Origin of the sequence: Sphingobium sp. (assembly GCF_041987595.1) — a bacterium.
In the GTDB taxonomy this organism is placed as follows: Bacteria; Pseudomonadota; Alphaproteobacteria; order Sphingomonadales; family Sphingomonadaceae; genus Sphingobium.
This window is the reverse complement of record NZ_JBHIWJ010000002.1, coordinates 43663-57804: the sequence shown is the minus strand read 5'-3', so window position 1 is coordinate 57804 and position 14142 is coordinate 43663. Positions and strand designations below refer to the sequence as shown.

Below are 14142 nucleotides of genomic sequence, written 5' to 3'. Positions count from 1 at the left end.
CGCCCGATCAGAATTTCGCCTCCGCCGTCAGACCGACAATGCGGCCATTACCGACAAAGCCGGTGGTGAAGGACGTGGCCGGCACGAACTCCGGCTCGTTCACCGAGGAGACGATATAACGCTTGTCGAACAGATTTTTAGCGAACAGCGAGATTTCATAATTGCCCTTCACCCAACCGATGCGCGAATTCACCAGAACCTGTTCGTCGGTATATTGCAGCGCGATAGCGTTGGTCGGCTGTTCCGACCGATAGGAGACATCGGCGCGGAGATAGAGTTCCGAAGTGGGCAGCGGAATGGTGTAGGTGGTCGCCGCCACATATTGATGGCGCGAGGTACGCGGGATCTGGAAACCGCCGACGTCGATACCGCTGCCCGCCTGTGCCAGCCCGCAGGCTGCCGCCGTCGGGCAGATGCGCGAGCTGCTATAGTCGACCGTCCCCTCGTCCCACTTGGGGTCGGTGTAGCTGTAGGCGAGGTTGAGATCCCAGTAGCGCGTCGGCCGCGCGGTGAAGTCGACTTCGAACCCCTTGACCGATGCCGAGCCGATATTGGTGACCGGGTTGGTCTGCCCGGCGATGGCCGATGGGACAGAGAGCTGAAGATCAGTCCAGTCGATATAATAGGCGCTGGCATTCAGCGTGATCTTTCCGCCCGCGAACTGGTTCTTGGTGCCGATTTCGAACGTGGTGTTCTTTTCCGGGCCGAAGGACTGCTCGGTGACGACGGCGGTGTTGTTGAAGCCGCCTGACTTGGTGCCGCTGGCGACGACGGCGTAGAAGGATTTATTCTGCGCCCAGCGCCAGTTGGCGGTGACGCGATAGGTGCCATAGGAGAAATCCGCCTTGGGCCGAAGCACCGCGCCGGTCAGATTGTTGGTGAGGACCGAATCCTTGTCCTCCCAGGTCCAGCGGCCCTGCGCCTCGATGTCGAACGCGGGACTGAGCTTCACCGTGCCCATCGCGAAGACCGACTTCATCGTCGTATTTTCGACATTCTCGTTGTCCAGGCTCTTTGCAGTCTGTGCCGGACCGACGCCCACCACCGTAATCTGTGCGGCCTGGCGGTCGTAATAATAGCCGCCCGCCGCCCAGTCGAAGACATTGTTGCCGTAGGATTCGAGCCGCAGCTCCTGACTCCATTCGCGCACCGGTCCGACGAAGGGCAGGGTGAAGCGGCGCTGCGCGGTGGGCAGGCCGCCCATGCTGTTCAGATGCTGGTCCTGCAAGGCAACGGTGCGATACTTTCCCCAGCTGCCGGTGTAGCGCAGCACCGGTCCGCCGAAATCATAGGATGCGCGGCCGATCACCAGGTCCGTCTTGCGCCTGGAGTAGGAAGCCGGATCGACATTCACCTCATCAGGCGCCCGCAGCGCGCCGCAATAATAGCGGCGGTTGCTGCCGCCCCGATTGTTGGACGTCGTGGTGGTTCCGCCGCAATTATTGACGAACATATAATTGGCGCCGCCGTCCAGCTCATCCTCATAGTGATAATAGAAAGCCGAGGCCTCGAAGGCGGTGGACGGCTTCCACAGCAGCATGCCCGATCCGGACACCTTGTAGTCCCAACCGCCGAGATTGGAACCGCGGGCATTATCGATCGTGCCGCCGAAATGGGAATAGCTGCCCACCACCATCGCGCTCAGCGTGTCGGTGATCGGCCCGGAGATCTTGCCGGCAATCTCGGCCAGGCCGTCCGTGCCGGCGCTGGCCTTGATGCGGCCGGTGAGGTGGTCAGACGGGCGATCGAGCACATAGTTGATCGCACCGGCGAAGGCGTTGTTGCCGTAAAGCGCGGATTGCGGCCCCTTGATCACCTCGACCCGCGCCAGGTTGAACAGGTCGATGTCGAGGTTCGACTTGGCCGACAGATAGACCCCGTCCAGGAACACGCCGACATTATTGTCGAAGGTGGTGGTGGTGACGTTGGTAACGCCGCGCAGGCTGGGCGCGGCAAGGCCGCCGGCATTACCGCTATTGTAGCTGAGACCGGGGGTCAGGCGGGCGATATCCTGAATGTCGCTGGCGCTTGCGCGGGTCAGCGTTTCCTGCGTGGTCGCGCTCACCGCGGCGGGAATGGATTGCAGCGTTTCCGCGCGCCGACGGGCGGTGACCACGATATTGTCGCCCTCGGGGGTCGATGCGTCGACGGGCGTCTCCTGCGCGAGAAGTGATTGGGTGGAGAAAATCAAACCGAGCGCAGTAGCGGCCCGGAAAAGCGACGTCTTCATAATGTCCCTTCCTTTTCGACCGCTCGCCTCCCGATGGCGAACGGGTCGATCCATGGATGCTGGCTGTCACAGCCGCGTCACAATCAGAACTGACTGCGCACAAAATATCCGCACTGCGATAAAAAGAGCGCGTGGGCAATGGCGCCGGCGGGGTCGGATGTGCATGATCGTTCCTCAGGAGTTGAACCATGCAGTTTGATTTGATGCAGCGCGGCCGGGCGCTGATGGATTTCGAGGTCAGCGTGCGCCGCACCGCATCGATGCTCCAGCAACGGGCGGAGGCGGAGCTGGCGGCGATGGAGGTCACGGCAGAGAGCCTGCCTGAGGATATGGAGGCGCGCCACCATCTCATCGAGGAACGGCTGGCCGGATCGCCCGTTTTTCAGGCTCGCGCCCTGTTGGGCGAATGGTGCGCCAAGCAGCATGGCCGCGCCGCCGAGGAGGCGTTTGAGGAGATACGCGAACGCCTCCTTCCCGAACTGGAAAGGCTGCGGGAGGGCGGCACGACGATCACAGCGCATGACTTCACCGCGCCGCGCTACTGGTCGGAAATCTGGTTCCACCGCACACGCGGCGGCTGGGACGCGAGCGACTATAACGGCTTCGTCCATGGCGAACTGGTGCACAAGAAATATGTGTCAAAGGTCTTTCCCGGCGACATTTACGGCAATCGCCGCCTGATCCTGAAACAGTTGCCGCGCGACGATTATGCCGCGATTCTGGAGGTCGGCACCTCCTCGGGCCATCATACGCTGGCCATCGCCGACGTTTTCCCGGACGCCAGGATCACCGGCATCGACCCTTCGATCCGGATGCTGGAACAGGCGCAGCGCGTCGCCAATGAGCGGGGCCTTGCCTGGGATCTCCACACCGGCGTCGGGGAAGAGATGCCGATGTTCGCCGACGGCAGCTTCGATCTGGTCACCGCCTATGCCATCCATCATGAAATGCCGCCCCGCGCGATCGCGGCGATCTTTGCCGAAGCCTATCGGGTGCTGAAGCCGGGTGGCGACATGGTGATGGCGGACGTGGTGCGCACCGGCGATCTGGACAAGATGGCGGCATGGCGCATGGACTGGGCAGCGAAATGGGGTGGCGAGCCCTTCTGGCGGGCCACGGCAAAGCTCGACATGGAACCGATGGCGCGCGAAGCCGGCTTCATCGACGTGCGCGGCTTTACTCCCCAGCCGGGACGCGACCCCTACGTCATCTATGGAAGGAAGCCGGCATGAGCGGAGCCGACAAGACGCCAGAGCGGCGCATCCTGCCCGACGCTCGCATCGATGATCTGGGCGAGGCGATATTGGCGCTGACCCGCGAAATCTGGGTACTGACCGATCGGCAGATGGTGCTGGAGGCCGTGCTGGACGAGCATGGCATCGATATGGCGAAAGTCGATGCCTATCAGCCTGACGAGGCCATGACCCGACGGCTGGACGCCAAGCGGCAGCGACTGCTGGACACCATTCTCGGCACCCTCAAGGCCGATTGACGCGGTGCTGTCCCGTCCGCCTCTATTTGCAGTCCGTCCGGGCCGCGACCGCGGCCCAGCGCGCTGCGCCGCCCGCCCGGCCAAGGCTGTGGTCGAGGAAGGCGAGAACGGCATTCAGCACCCTGCGGCGGCGTTCCGGCTTCGCATCTCCGGCAGGGGGGCGCAGCGGGCTGTCGATACCGCCGAGATAATGGCCGCCGGGGACCATCATCCGGCACACCCCGCGTCCGGGCGTGGCGAAGCGCCACGCATCGTCATGCCAGCCTGGCCCCTGATCGGTCAGCCCTCCCCCATCCTCGTCGCCGTTGACCACCAGCACCGGGCCGCGCATCGGCGCCCAGTTCGTGCGCAGATAGGGCATGCGATCCTTGAAAGAGGCGGCCAGCCCGTCGAAATGACCGGGCGGGGCGAGCAGCACGGCCACATGCGCATTCGCAATGGCGTGGCCTTCCACCTCCCCGGTATCGGGCGCGATCACGGTCGCACCCATGGCAAGGGCGGCGGTGTGCCCGCCAAAACTGTGGCCCATCAGGGCGACCCGTCCGCTGTCGACATGGCCCCTGAGGGCCCCGACCATCCCGGCGACGACAGGCAGATGCGCGGCAATCCATTGCAACTGGATGGCGCGGCTACGCCATACATCCGCAGCTTGTGCGGTCATGGGCGCGAAGCCGTCATCCGACGCGTCGCCATGATCGGGCTGGATCACCAGATAGCCGTCATCCGCCAACGCGCGCGCCAGCGGCTGATAATCGTTCCGCGACAGCCGGTTGCCATGCGAGAGGATGACGACCGGAAGCCGTCCGACCGGACGTTCCGGAAAGGTGAGCCGCAGCTTCAGGCCAGCGGCCGTCCCGTCGTCCACCACCACCGGATCGATGCTCTCGATGCGCGGGTCTGGTGCTTCAGCGGGCGCGGCCAGAGCCGATCCCGCCATCATCCCCATCACCAACATGCCGATCCGTACTGCCCGCATATCGCGCTCCATGTCCCGCATCGGCCCTGACGATAGGTTGCTCTTCCATGGCTACAACGGTTATCACCCCATTGTTCGGCAGACGGTTAAAGCCGCACGGCACCGATGGACAGGTTATGGACGCGAAAGACCAGGACAGAGGCATACCGATCCGATCGATCAGCCGGGCGATCTCCGTCTTGCAGGCGATCAACCGGGGCGGCTCGCTGACCATGATGGAGATCGCGCAGGCCTCCGCAGTGCCCTATCCCACGGCCTGCCGCATTGTGCAGACGCTCCAGCACGAAGGACTGATCGAACGGGAAAGCAGCCGGAAACGCTATCAGCCGACTGCGCTGGTGCAGACATTGGCGCATGGCTTTCAGGGCCACGGCGCGCTGGTCAACGCGACCCGGCCCCATATTGCGAAGCTGACGCGCGACATAGGCTGGCCGATCTCGCTGACCACCCATGTCGGCGCATCGATGGTTATCCGCGATTCTACCCATTCGCAGACCTCACTGACCTTCAACACCTATTTCCCGGGCTATGCCATGCCGATCCTCGCCTGTGCGGCGGGGCTGGTCTATCTCGCCTTCGCGCCGACCGAAGAACGGGACACGGTGCTCGACAGCCTCAGCTATCTGGAGGATGAGGAAACCCGGCACATGCTGCAGCTGGCGCGTGAGGGCGGGCTGCTCGACGCGGTGCGATCGTCCGGCCATGCGGCGCGCGGCTTCAACCGCTTCACCCAGAATCCAGGCAAGACCTCATCCATCGCCGTGCCGGTGTTTGAAAATGGGGTGATCGTCGGCGCGCTGACCGTCGCCTTTTTTTCCTCGACGATCCAGATCCGCGACGCAATCAAGCAATTTCTGCCCAAGCTTCAGGCCTGTTCGGCCGCGATCACCGTCGATCTCGAAAATGCGGAGCCGGTCCGGTAGGACCGGCCCCGCATTTCCTTCCTGCGAAGCTATGCTATGGCAGCTTCTTCCCGAAGGCTGAGGATCATCGCCTGCCGCATCATGTAATCGCGGCGCTGGTCCGCGTCGGCGGCGAGTTTTTCGAGCTTTTCCTCCTGCACGGTTTTGCCGGCTGCCTGCGGCGCTTCCAGCATCTGCTTGTTACTGATCGTCTGCGCCTGGACGAACTGGCGGGTGATGGTTCGCCGCTGTCGCTCATAACGGTCGAGCAGCGGGTCGGCCTCCGCCCCATCGAGTATGATGCTGAACAGCTTGTCGGTCAGGTTCCAGGCATCGTGGATGCCCGAGTTCATGCCGAAACCGCCCAGCGGATTATTGAGATGCGCCGCATCCCCCGCGAGCATTACCCGTCCCTTGCGAAAATTCTGCGCCACCCGCTGGTGCACGCGGTAGAGGGTGCGATGATAGGTTTCGACCTCCACCCCTTCGCCCAGCAGACCGCCGAAGACGCGGTTCTTCTTCGCGTCCGACAAGAGCAAGCGATCATCGTCGGCATCCTCAGTGGGAACCAGCACCCGCCAGAGGCCGGGGACGCGCAGCAGCACGCACCATTCCTGCGCGTCGGCGACATAGTTCACATGAGCGAGACCCGCTATGTCCTGCTCGATCGGATAGGCGCTGGACAAGGTGAGGAAGCGTTCGGGGTAGGTGAAGCCTTCAAATTCGATGCCCAGCCATTTGCGGATGGTCGAATTGGCACCGTCGGCGGCGATTACATAGTCGGCGCGATATTGCTCGATCGCCAGCGGGCTTTCGACATGCACGGTGACGCCGGTTGCATCCTGTTCGATATTCAGAACGCGGCGCTGGAAAAAGACCTGCGCATGTGGATGACTGTCGAGCCGCGCCGAAAGCAGGCGCGACAGTTTGAACTGCTCGCATTGCAGGCGATAGGGATAAGGCGTGACGTCGGCCAGTTCGCCAAGATCCAGTTCGACCCTGTTGCCGCTCCTGCGGTTTCGATATTGATAGACCGGCGCCTTGAGACCTATCGCCTCCAACTCGTGCAATATGCCCAGTTCAGCCATCATTTCCAGCGAAGGCGGGTGGAAGGTGGAGGCGCGCATGTCTTCCGGGCAGTCCGGATTGGCTTCCAACAATATGGTGTCGATCCCCGCCTGGGCGAGCCGATATGCGGCGACAACGCCGACAGGGCCGGCTCCCACGACGAGAATGCGGGTTCGGATCGTCATAAACTCTCTTTGCTGTAAGAATGCGTTTGAGCGCGGCGCGTCAGTCGACGAGCAACCGCATCTCGACTTCCGCCGCGCCTTCGCGAAGTGCGGCCGCGGCACGATATTGATCCGAGGCGATATAAGCGCGGGCGGCCTCGACATTTTCGAAGCGCGTCACGACCACCCGCTCGCCGACTGGAGAATGGCCCTCCAGCACTTCTGCCACTGGCCCCTTGACGATGGCTACACCGCCAAAGGATTCGCTCAGACCGGCAATGCCCTTGCCATATTCAGCAAAACGGTCCGGATCGCTGATCCGAACGGTCGCTACGATATAAGCCGCCATCGGACTTTCCCCTGTTGTTCCTTGAACCAGCATCTGCTGTCGCCCCTCCATGCCACCGTCCGGATCACGCGGCTTTGGGACGCTGCGCAAATATCCGTCAGGCGAACAGGGAACCGGCCGCCCTTTGCGCGCGCGCAGGCCCTGCAGCAGGAAAAGACGCTATCGAAGCCTGCCTCAAGGAAAACGGGACATGACGGATTCTCTGGGATACCGCTGCAAGTTTGCGGTGATCGCCCCTTCCACCAATACCAGCGTACAGCCGGAATATGACGACATGCGCCCGCGCGGCGTGACCAACCACTTTTCGCGCATCGCCATTCCGGACACGAAGGTGACTGACGAGATCAGCTTCATGGAGATGATGGAGAATATCCGCGGCGCGACATTCGACGCGACGGACATTTCCATGTCGATGTCGCCCGACTGCCTGATCATGGGCATGTCGGCCGAAACCTTCTGGGACGGCGCAGAGGGGGCGGACCGGCTTCATCAAAAAATGCTGGACCGGACCGGCGGGGTCCCGGTGATCATGGGTTCGATGGCTCTCGACGCAGCGATGAAGGCCTATGGCGGAATCAGGAAGATCGGCATTCTCACCCCCTATATGCCGGTGGGCGACGACAATGTGCGCCGTTATTTCGAAGATCAGGGTTATGAGGTGGTCAATCTCGTCGGCCTGAAATCCCCCTCGCCCATGATGATCGCGCATGAACCCGCGCAGAAGCTGAAGCGCGCTGCCATCGAAGTGTCGGAAGGGGTGGACGCGGTGATCCAGTGCGGTACCAACCTCGCATTTGCCAAGGTCGCGGCCATGGCGGAATTCTGGTTGGAAAAGCCGGTCATCGCGATCAACACCGCAACCTATTGGCATGCGCTGCGCAGCATGGGAATCAAGGATCAGATGGAAGGATTCGGCGCGCTGCTCGCCGACCATTGATCTTCCTGTCGGCTGAAGCGCGCCGCGCTTCAAATTCTTGTTATCGCATCGCTATGCACGCAAGACCGACCATCGCCTTTGCGCACGATGCTCTAGGAGTCGCGAGAAATGGAATATGATTATGTCCCCATGCCCCAGCGCAAGCCGCTTCAGTGGCCCAATGGCGCGCGGGTGGCGCTGATCCTGACGTTCAACCTGGAAACCTGGGATCTGACCAAGGACACGGACAAGCCCTATTATGCCGGCGGCCCGGCGATCCTGCCGGACATCTTGCCCGGCCACACCCCGGATTTCCCCAATTACACCTGGCGTGAATATGGCCAGCGGGTCGGCATCTGGCGCATGTTTGACCTGTTCGACGAACTGGGCGTGCCGGCTTCCTGCACCACCAATGCGGTCACCTTCGAACGGCGCAAGGCGATGACCGACGCGGTGCTTGAGCGCGGCTGGGAATTGCTGGCGCATAATTGGGAACAGGGCGAACTTCTCACCAATTTCGCACAGGATCCGGCGAAGGAGCGTGACATCGTGCTGCGCTCGCTCGCCCAATATGAGAAGTTCACCGGACGCAAGGCGAAGGGCTGGCTGTCCTCCTCACTGCGCGGTACGCTCCAGACTGCGGACATTCTCGCCGAACAGGGTTGCACCTTCTACTGCGACATCATGAACGACGATCAACCCTATCTGCTGCGCACGCCGCATGGACCGATCGTCAGCACGCCCTATTCGAACGAGATCAACGATTTCACCTTCATCACGCGCAAGAATTTCACCACCGATCAATTCGCCCAGGCGCTGATCGAGGAACTGGACGTGCTGTACGCCGAAGGGGAAAAGAGCGGCCGGATCATGAATGTCGGCCTGCATCCCCATGTCTCGGGCCGCGCGCACCGCATCCGGGCGCTGCGGGAATTCATTACCCATGCGAAAGGCCTGCCGGGCGTATGGTGGGCGACGCGCGAGGAGATTGCCGACTGGTATCTCCAGAATCATGAGGAGCATATCCCCGGACAGCTCGGTTGATGCTGACGGAATTATTGGCTTTGGGTCCGGACGGAAAACGTCCGGGCCTTCATCTGCCCGGCTGTTGGGATGCGCTGACGGCGCTGCTGATCGAGCAGGCCGGTTTTCCAGCGGCTTTTCTGACAGGCGGCGGCCTTGCCATGGCGCGGCTGGGGCAGCCCGATCTGGGCCTCGTGACCGCGAGCGAGTTGGTCGACACGGTCGCGCAGATCTGCGACCGCGTCTCCATTCCGCTGGTCGTCGACGGCGATACCGGCTTCGGCAATGCGCTCACGCTCCAGCGGCTCGTCCGCCAGGTCGAGCGAGCGGGCGCTGCAGCGATCCAGATCGAGGATCAGAGTTTTCCCAAGCGCTGTGGCCATATGGCGGGCAAGCAGGTGGTGCCGCCGGGCGAGGCGACCGGACGCATCCGCGCCGCCGTCGACGCGCGGGAAAATATGCTGATCATCGGTCGCACCGACGCGCTCGCGATTGAGGGAATCGAAGCGGCGATGGATCGGGCCGAAGCCTATCTGGAGGCGGGCGCCGACATCCTCTTCATCGAAGGACCGCGCAGCATGGAAGAGGCGCAGGCCATCGCCGCCCGCTTCGCGTCCCGCGTGCCCCTGATTCATAATCTGGTCGAAGGCGGCGTGACGCCATCCGATCAGGGCCGCGATTTTCTCGACATGGGCTATGCAGCGACGCTGCATCCGCTGCTGCTGATGCACGGGCTCGCCAGCATCGCGCCCAGGCTGCTCTCGACCCTGCGTGAAACCGGATCGACAGCCAGCCTGCGTAGCGAGATCGCAGACCTGCAACAGATGAACCAAGTGACCGGCGCCAAGGCGCTTCTGGAGAAGGCGGACAGCTATGGCTGAGGACATTGACAGCGACTATGCGGCGGCGGGTTTCAACGGAGCGCTGCCGTTCGGCAAGACCCCAGCGCTCATCATCATCGATGTGGTGATGGCCTATATCGACCCGGCCTCGCCCCTCTATCTCGGACCCGATAATGCGCTGACGCAATTGGTGCGGCTGGCTGAGGCGACACGCAAGGCGGGCGCGCCGGTCATCTTCACCAATATCGCCTACGGCCCGGACGGGCTGGAAGGCGGCATGTTCTACCGCAAGGTGCCCGCGCTCAGGGCCTTCCACGCCGGGTCGCCGCTGGGCGCCTTTCCGCCTGAGCTGACGCCGCAGCCCGGCGATCATGTGCTGGGCAAATATTACCCCTCCGCCTTCTTCGGTACGGCGCTGGCATCCATGCTGCACAGCCTGAAGGTCGATACGTTGCTGCTGACCGGCTATTCAACCTCCGGCTGCGTCCGGGCAAGTGCGCTCGATGCGCTCTGCCACGGCTTCACGCCCTATGTGGTCAGCGATGGCTGCGCCGACCGCGACGTGCGCCCGCATGAATCGAATCTGTTCGACATGCAGGCGAAGATGGCCGAGGTGGTCGACACCGATCGCGCGATCGCCCTTCTGCAAGGCCGCTAGATCGCCTCATGGACGGAGGCGGGATGATTTCCCGCCTCCCGTCATTTCAGTCGGCCGCGACCTGCGCAGCGCTCTGTCCGGCAAGCCTGCCCAACGTAGTCGCCGTCAGCAGGCCGTTACCCGCCATATAGCCTTCCGCCCCGTCGCCCGAAATGCCGCGCGCCGCGCCCCCGCCCGCGAAGAGATTGGGGAAGGCCGTCCCGTCCTGACGCAACACCCGCGCCTGCGTGTCGATGCATAGCCCGCCCTGCGTGTGAAACAGCGCCCCGGTCACGCGCGCGGCATGGAAGGGCGCTTCCAATGGCGGATGGCCGGTAAAGTCGCGACCAAAGCCGTCCTGCGCCTGTCCATCGACGCAGGCGCGCACTTCGTCCATCGTCTTTTGCAGGTTGCCGATCGGCAGACGCGTTTTGACGGCAAGCTCTTCGAGATCCTTCGCCTCGATCACCGCGCCGGCCCGCAGCGCGTCCTGATAATCCTCAAAGCCGAGCATATAGTCATGCCGTCTCGCGTCGAAAATCGACCAGGCGATCCGATCGGGCTGAGCATTCACCCGTGCCGCCTGTTCCGAATAGCCCGACGCCTCGTTGGAGAAGCGTTGCCCAAGGATGTTCACCTGAATCCCGCCCTGCATGATGAGCGGCCAGAGGATGGGGATGCCATGGCCCGCAGCCAGCCCGCCATGCCCCTGATAGGCGCCCATGTCCGCCAGCTTCGCGCCGAGCGCCTCGCCCCAGCGCACCGCATCGCCGCGATTGCCGGGATGGCCATGATAGGTGGCGCCGGCCATGTCGGGGATCAGCCGCGCGACCATCTCCTCCGCCCCACCGAAGCCGGAGCAGGCAAGCACAAGCGCCTTGCAGCCGATATCCTCATGGCTGCCGTCCGGCCGCAGGAAGCGCACGCCCCTCACCCGGCCTTCACCATCGACGAGCAGGCTGTCCGCCGTGGCTTCGGTCAGCACGGGGATGCCCGCGACATCGACCGCTTCCTGAAGCGCGGCCATCAGCTCACCGCCGGTGCGGCGCGGCGTGCCGTACATGCGCAGCGCACTGTGACCGGGATAGAGAAACCCCTGCACCAGCTCCAGCGGCACGGCATGGCGGTCTCGCAGCCAGGCAATGGTCGCGGCGGATTCGCGCGCTATGCCGATCGCCATGTGCGGGTCCGTGCGGCCTTTGGTCTTGGCCATGATGTCCTGCGCAAAGCGTTCGGGGCTATCCTCGATCCCCGCCGCGGCCTGTTCAGGCGTGCCGGCGGCCGGGATCAGCCCGGTCGACATGGCGGTCGAGCCCAGCGGCGAGCGGTCGCGCTCGGTCAGCAGCACCTCCACCCCCGCGTCGGCGGCCGCCAACGCGGCGCACAGGCCGGTTCCACCCGCGCCGATCACCAGCACATCGACGCAGATTTCAAAATTTTCCGGGGCAGCACAGAGGGCTTGGGTCATATATCGGCTTCCAGATAGATCCAGGGGCGGGCGTGACGATCAGCCTGACGCCAGGCGTCGATCGCTTGCCCATGTTGAAGGCTGAGGTCGATGGCATCCCAGCCGTTGCGCAGCATCAACCGCGCATCCTCCTCCAGCGAAAAGGCGAAAGGGCCGAGCATGCCGGAGGAGACGGTCATGGTGTCGAGGTCGATCCCCACCATCTGTCCATCCCCCGCCTGCGCCACTTCACCCAGGGCCTGCGCTTCAGCGGCAGGCAATTGTACCGGCACGACCCCGTTTCGCACGCAATTATTGCGAAAGATCGGGTTGAAGGAGGGCGCGATCACCGCGCGAAAGCCATATTCGTGCAGCGCCCAGACCGCATGTTCGCGGCTCGACCCGCAACCGACATTTTCGCCCGCGATCAATATGGTGGCGCTTTCGAAGGGCGCGCGGTTCATCAGAAAGTCGGGCTTCTTATCGCGGGTGCCGACCGCGCAATAGCGCCAGCCCGCGAACAGGCCGTCGGCAAGGCCGGTCTTGCCCACCGACTTCATCTCTCGAGAGGGGATGATGATGTCGGTGTCGATATTGTCGAACAGCAGGGGCAGCGCCACACCCACTATGGAGGCTATCGGCGCGCGGCTCACAGGCGGGCTCCTTCGCGGGGATCGGTGATGCGCCCGGTGATCGCCGAGAGGGCGACCAGTTCGGGCGAGGCGATATGGGTGCGCGTTTCCGGACCCTGGCGGCTTTCAAAATTGCGGTTGGTGGTCGACACCACCCGCTCGCGCAGGCCGAAACTCTCGCCACCTGCGAAGAAGCACATCGAGCAGCCCGGCTCCCGCCATTCGAAGCCCGCTTCGATCAGCGTGGCGGCGATACCCTCCGCCTCAGCGGCGCGCTTGACCGCGCCCGATCCCGGCACGCAGATGGCACGGACCCCCGGCGCGACCTTGCGACCCTGCACGATCCGGGCGGCGCGGCGCAGATCCGACAGCCGGCTGTTGGTACAGGAACCGATAAATGCGGCATCGATCGGCAGACCGGCCAGCGGCATGCCTTCCTCCAGCCCCATATAGCTGAGCGAACGTGCATGGTTGACAGCAGTCCCGCGCGCCTGCCCTTCGGCGAAGCGCGGAACGGTCGCGCTGACCGGCACCGCCTGCTGCGGACTGGTGCCCCAGCTGATCATCGGCGCAACCTCCGCCGCATCGACGGCGATCTCCCGGTCGAACATGGCGCCGGCATCGCTCGCCAGTTTGCTCCATGCCTCGATCGCCGCCTCCCATGCGGCACCGGCGGGAGCGAAGGGCCTCCCCTCCAGCGCAGCGAAAGTGAACGCATCGGGGGCTATCAACGCCCCGAAAGCCGACATTTCCGTCGCCATGTTGCAGAGCGTCTGCCGCTGCTCCATGTCGAGCGCCGCGATACCCTCGCCGGCAAATTCGACAGCATAGCCCTGCGCGCCGTCCGATCCGATCCGCGCGATGATGTGCAGCGCCAGATCCTTGGCGCTGACGCCGGGCGCCAGCCGCCCCTCGACCGTGATCCGCATCGTCATGGGACGGCGCACACGCAGCGTTCCGGTGACGAGCGCGTGCTCCGCCTCGCTCGACCCGATGCCCCAGGCAAGCGCGCCGAAGGCGCCCTGCGTGCCGGTGTGGCTGTCGGGACAGACCAGCGTCGCGCCGGGCAGCACGATTCCCTGCTCGGGCGACACGACGTGGCAGATGCCTTGCCTCGGGTCGCCCAGATCGAACAGAGTGACGCCTGCCGCTTGCGCGGCCGCTCGCGTTTCAGTGATGAAGGCCTTGCCCGTCGGCATCAGCGTATCATCGCTGCGCCCGGGCAGCGTATCGACGATATGATCCATGACCGCAAACACCTGGGCAGGATGCGCCACGCTACGCCCGGCCTGCGCCACCGCCTTCAGCGCCACGCCGCCGGTCCGTTCATGCAGCATCACCCGGTCGATCGCGATCAGGGCAACCCCGTCGCCCAGTTCCGTCACCACATGGCTGCGCCAGATTTTTTCGAAAAGGCTTTCCACTCGATCCGCCGTCGACTTATTTGTCTTATATCTATATCTT

14 protein-coding genes are annotated in these 14142 nt (G+C 63.7%); 7 read left to right on the top strand and 7 right to left on the bottom strand.

Going from position 1 to position 14142, the window contains the following annotated elements:
- Positions 1-7: 7 nt before the first annotated feature.
- On the bottom strand, positions 8-2230 hold the full coding sequence (locus ACFC3J_RS00870; RefSeq protein ID WP_375194327.1) for a TonB-dependent receptor: 2223 nt from the start codon (positions 2228-2230) through the stop codon (positions 8-10).
- 188 nt (positions 2231-2418) lie between these two features.
- On the opposite strand from ACFC3J_RS00870, the gene ACFC3J_RS00865 reads away from it, so the two are divergent.
- Positions 2419-3462 carry a methyltransferase domain-containing protein gene (locus ACFC3J_RS00865; RefSeq protein WP_375194326.1) on the top strand — a complete coding sequence of 348 codons (1044 nt, stop codon included), beginning with the start codon at positions 2419-2421 and terminating at the stop codon, positions 3460-3462.
- Positions 3459-3722, top strand: coding sequence for a hypothetical protein (locus tag ACFC3J_RS00860; RefSeq protein ID WP_375194325.1), 264 nt, complete (start codon positions 3459-3461; stop codon positions 3720-3722). The genes ACFC3J_RS00865 and ACFC3J_RS00860 overlap by 4 nt, the downstream gene beginning before the upstream one ends.
- Positions 3723-3744: 22 nt before the next feature.
- Here ACFC3J_RS00860 and ACFC3J_RS00855 read toward each other — a convergent pair whose 3' ends face one another.
- Complete coding sequence (locus ACFC3J_RS00855; protein WP_375194324.1) at positions 3745-4698, bottom strand: alpha/beta hydrolase family protein; 954 nt, start codon at positions 4696-4698, stop codon at positions 3745-3747.
- 116 nt (positions 4699-4814) lie between these two features.
- On the opposite strand from ACFC3J_RS00855, the gene ACFC3J_RS00850 reads away from it, so the two are divergent.
- Complete coding sequence (locus ACFC3J_RS00850) at positions 4815-5621, top strand: helix-turn-helix domain-containing protein (RefSeq protein WP_375194323.1); 807 nt, start codon at positions 4815-4817, stop codon at positions 5619-5621.
- Between the two features lie 29 nt (positions 5622-5650).
- Here the strand turns inward: ACFC3J_RS00850 and ACFC3J_RS00845 are convergent, their stop codons facing one another.
- A complete protein-coding gene (locus ACFC3J_RS00845) occupies positions 5651-6853 on the bottom strand; it encodes an FAD-dependent oxidoreductase (RefSeq protein ID WP_375194322.1) in 1203 nt (400 codons plus the stop codon).
- A 40-nt stretch (positions 6854-6893) separates the two neighbouring features.
- The gene (locus ACFC3J_RS00840; RefSeq protein WP_375194321.1) at positions 6894-7181 is read right to left on the bottom strand and encodes a DUF1330 domain-containing protein; all 288 of its coding nucleotides are present in this window, start codon (positions 7179-7181) and stop codon (positions 6894-6896) included.
- A 190-nt stretch (positions 7182-7371) separates the two neighbouring features.
- Here ACFC3J_RS00840 and ACFC3J_RS00835 point away from each other — a divergent pair, with 190 nt between their 5' ends.
- From ACFC3J_RS00835 to ACFC3J_RS00820, 4 genes are all read left to right on the top strand, one after another.
- The gene (locus tag ACFC3J_RS00835; RefSeq protein ID WP_375194320.1) at positions 7372-8118 is read left to right on the top strand and encodes an arylmalonate decarboxylase; all 747 of its coding nucleotides are present in this window, start codon (positions 7372-7374) and stop codon (positions 8116-8118) included.
- A gap of 108 nt (positions 8119-8226) precedes the next feature.
- The gene (locus ACFC3J_RS00830; RefSeq protein WP_375194319.1) at positions 8227-9141 is read left to right on the top strand and encodes a polysaccharide deacetylase; all 915 of its coding nucleotides are present in this window, start codon (positions 8227-8229) and stop codon (positions 9139-9141) included.
- The gene (locus tag ACFC3J_RS00825; protein ID WP_375194318.1) at positions 9141-10001 is read left to right on the top strand and encodes an oxaloacetate decarboxylase; all 861 of its coding nucleotides are present in this window, start codon (positions 9141-9143) and stop codon (positions 9999-10001) included. The genes ACFC3J_RS00830 and ACFC3J_RS00825 overlap by 1 nt, the downstream gene beginning before the upstream one ends.
- The gene (locus ACFC3J_RS00820; protein WP_375194317.1) at positions 9994-10620 is read left to right on the top strand and encodes an isochorismatase family protein; all 627 of its coding nucleotides are present in this window, start codon (positions 9994-9996) and stop codon (positions 10618-10620) included. Before ACFC3J_RS00825 ends, ACFC3J_RS00820 begins: the two co-directional genes overlap by 8 nt.
- Positions 10621-10666: 46 nt before the next feature.
- Here ACFC3J_RS00820 and ACFC3J_RS00815 read toward each other — a convergent pair whose 3' ends face one another.
- The 3 genes from ACFC3J_RS00815 to ACFC3J_RS00805 are packed head-to-tail and all read right to left on the bottom strand — an operon-like array spanning position 10667 to position 14102.
- Positions 10667-12067, bottom strand: coding sequence for an FAD-dependent oxidoreductase (locus ACFC3J_RS00815; protein ID WP_375194316.1), 1401 nt, complete (start codon positions 12065-12067; stop codon positions 10667-10669).
- Positions 12064-12699, bottom strand: coding sequence for a 3-isopropylmalate dehydratase small subunit (leuD, locus tag ACFC3J_RS00810; RefSeq protein WP_375194315.1), 636 nt, complete (start codon positions 12697-12699; stop codon positions 12064-12066). Before leuD ends, ACFC3J_RS00815 begins: the two co-directional genes overlap by 4 nt.
- Positions 12696-14102, bottom strand: a complete 1407-nt coding sequence (locus ACFC3J_RS00805) for a 3-isopropylmalate dehydratase large subunit (RefSeq protein ID WP_375194314.1) — start codon at positions 14100-14102, stop codon at positions 12696-12698. The genes leuD and ACFC3J_RS00805 overlap by 4 nt, the downstream gene beginning before the upstream one ends.
- Positions 14103-14142 lie beyond the last annotated feature (40 nt).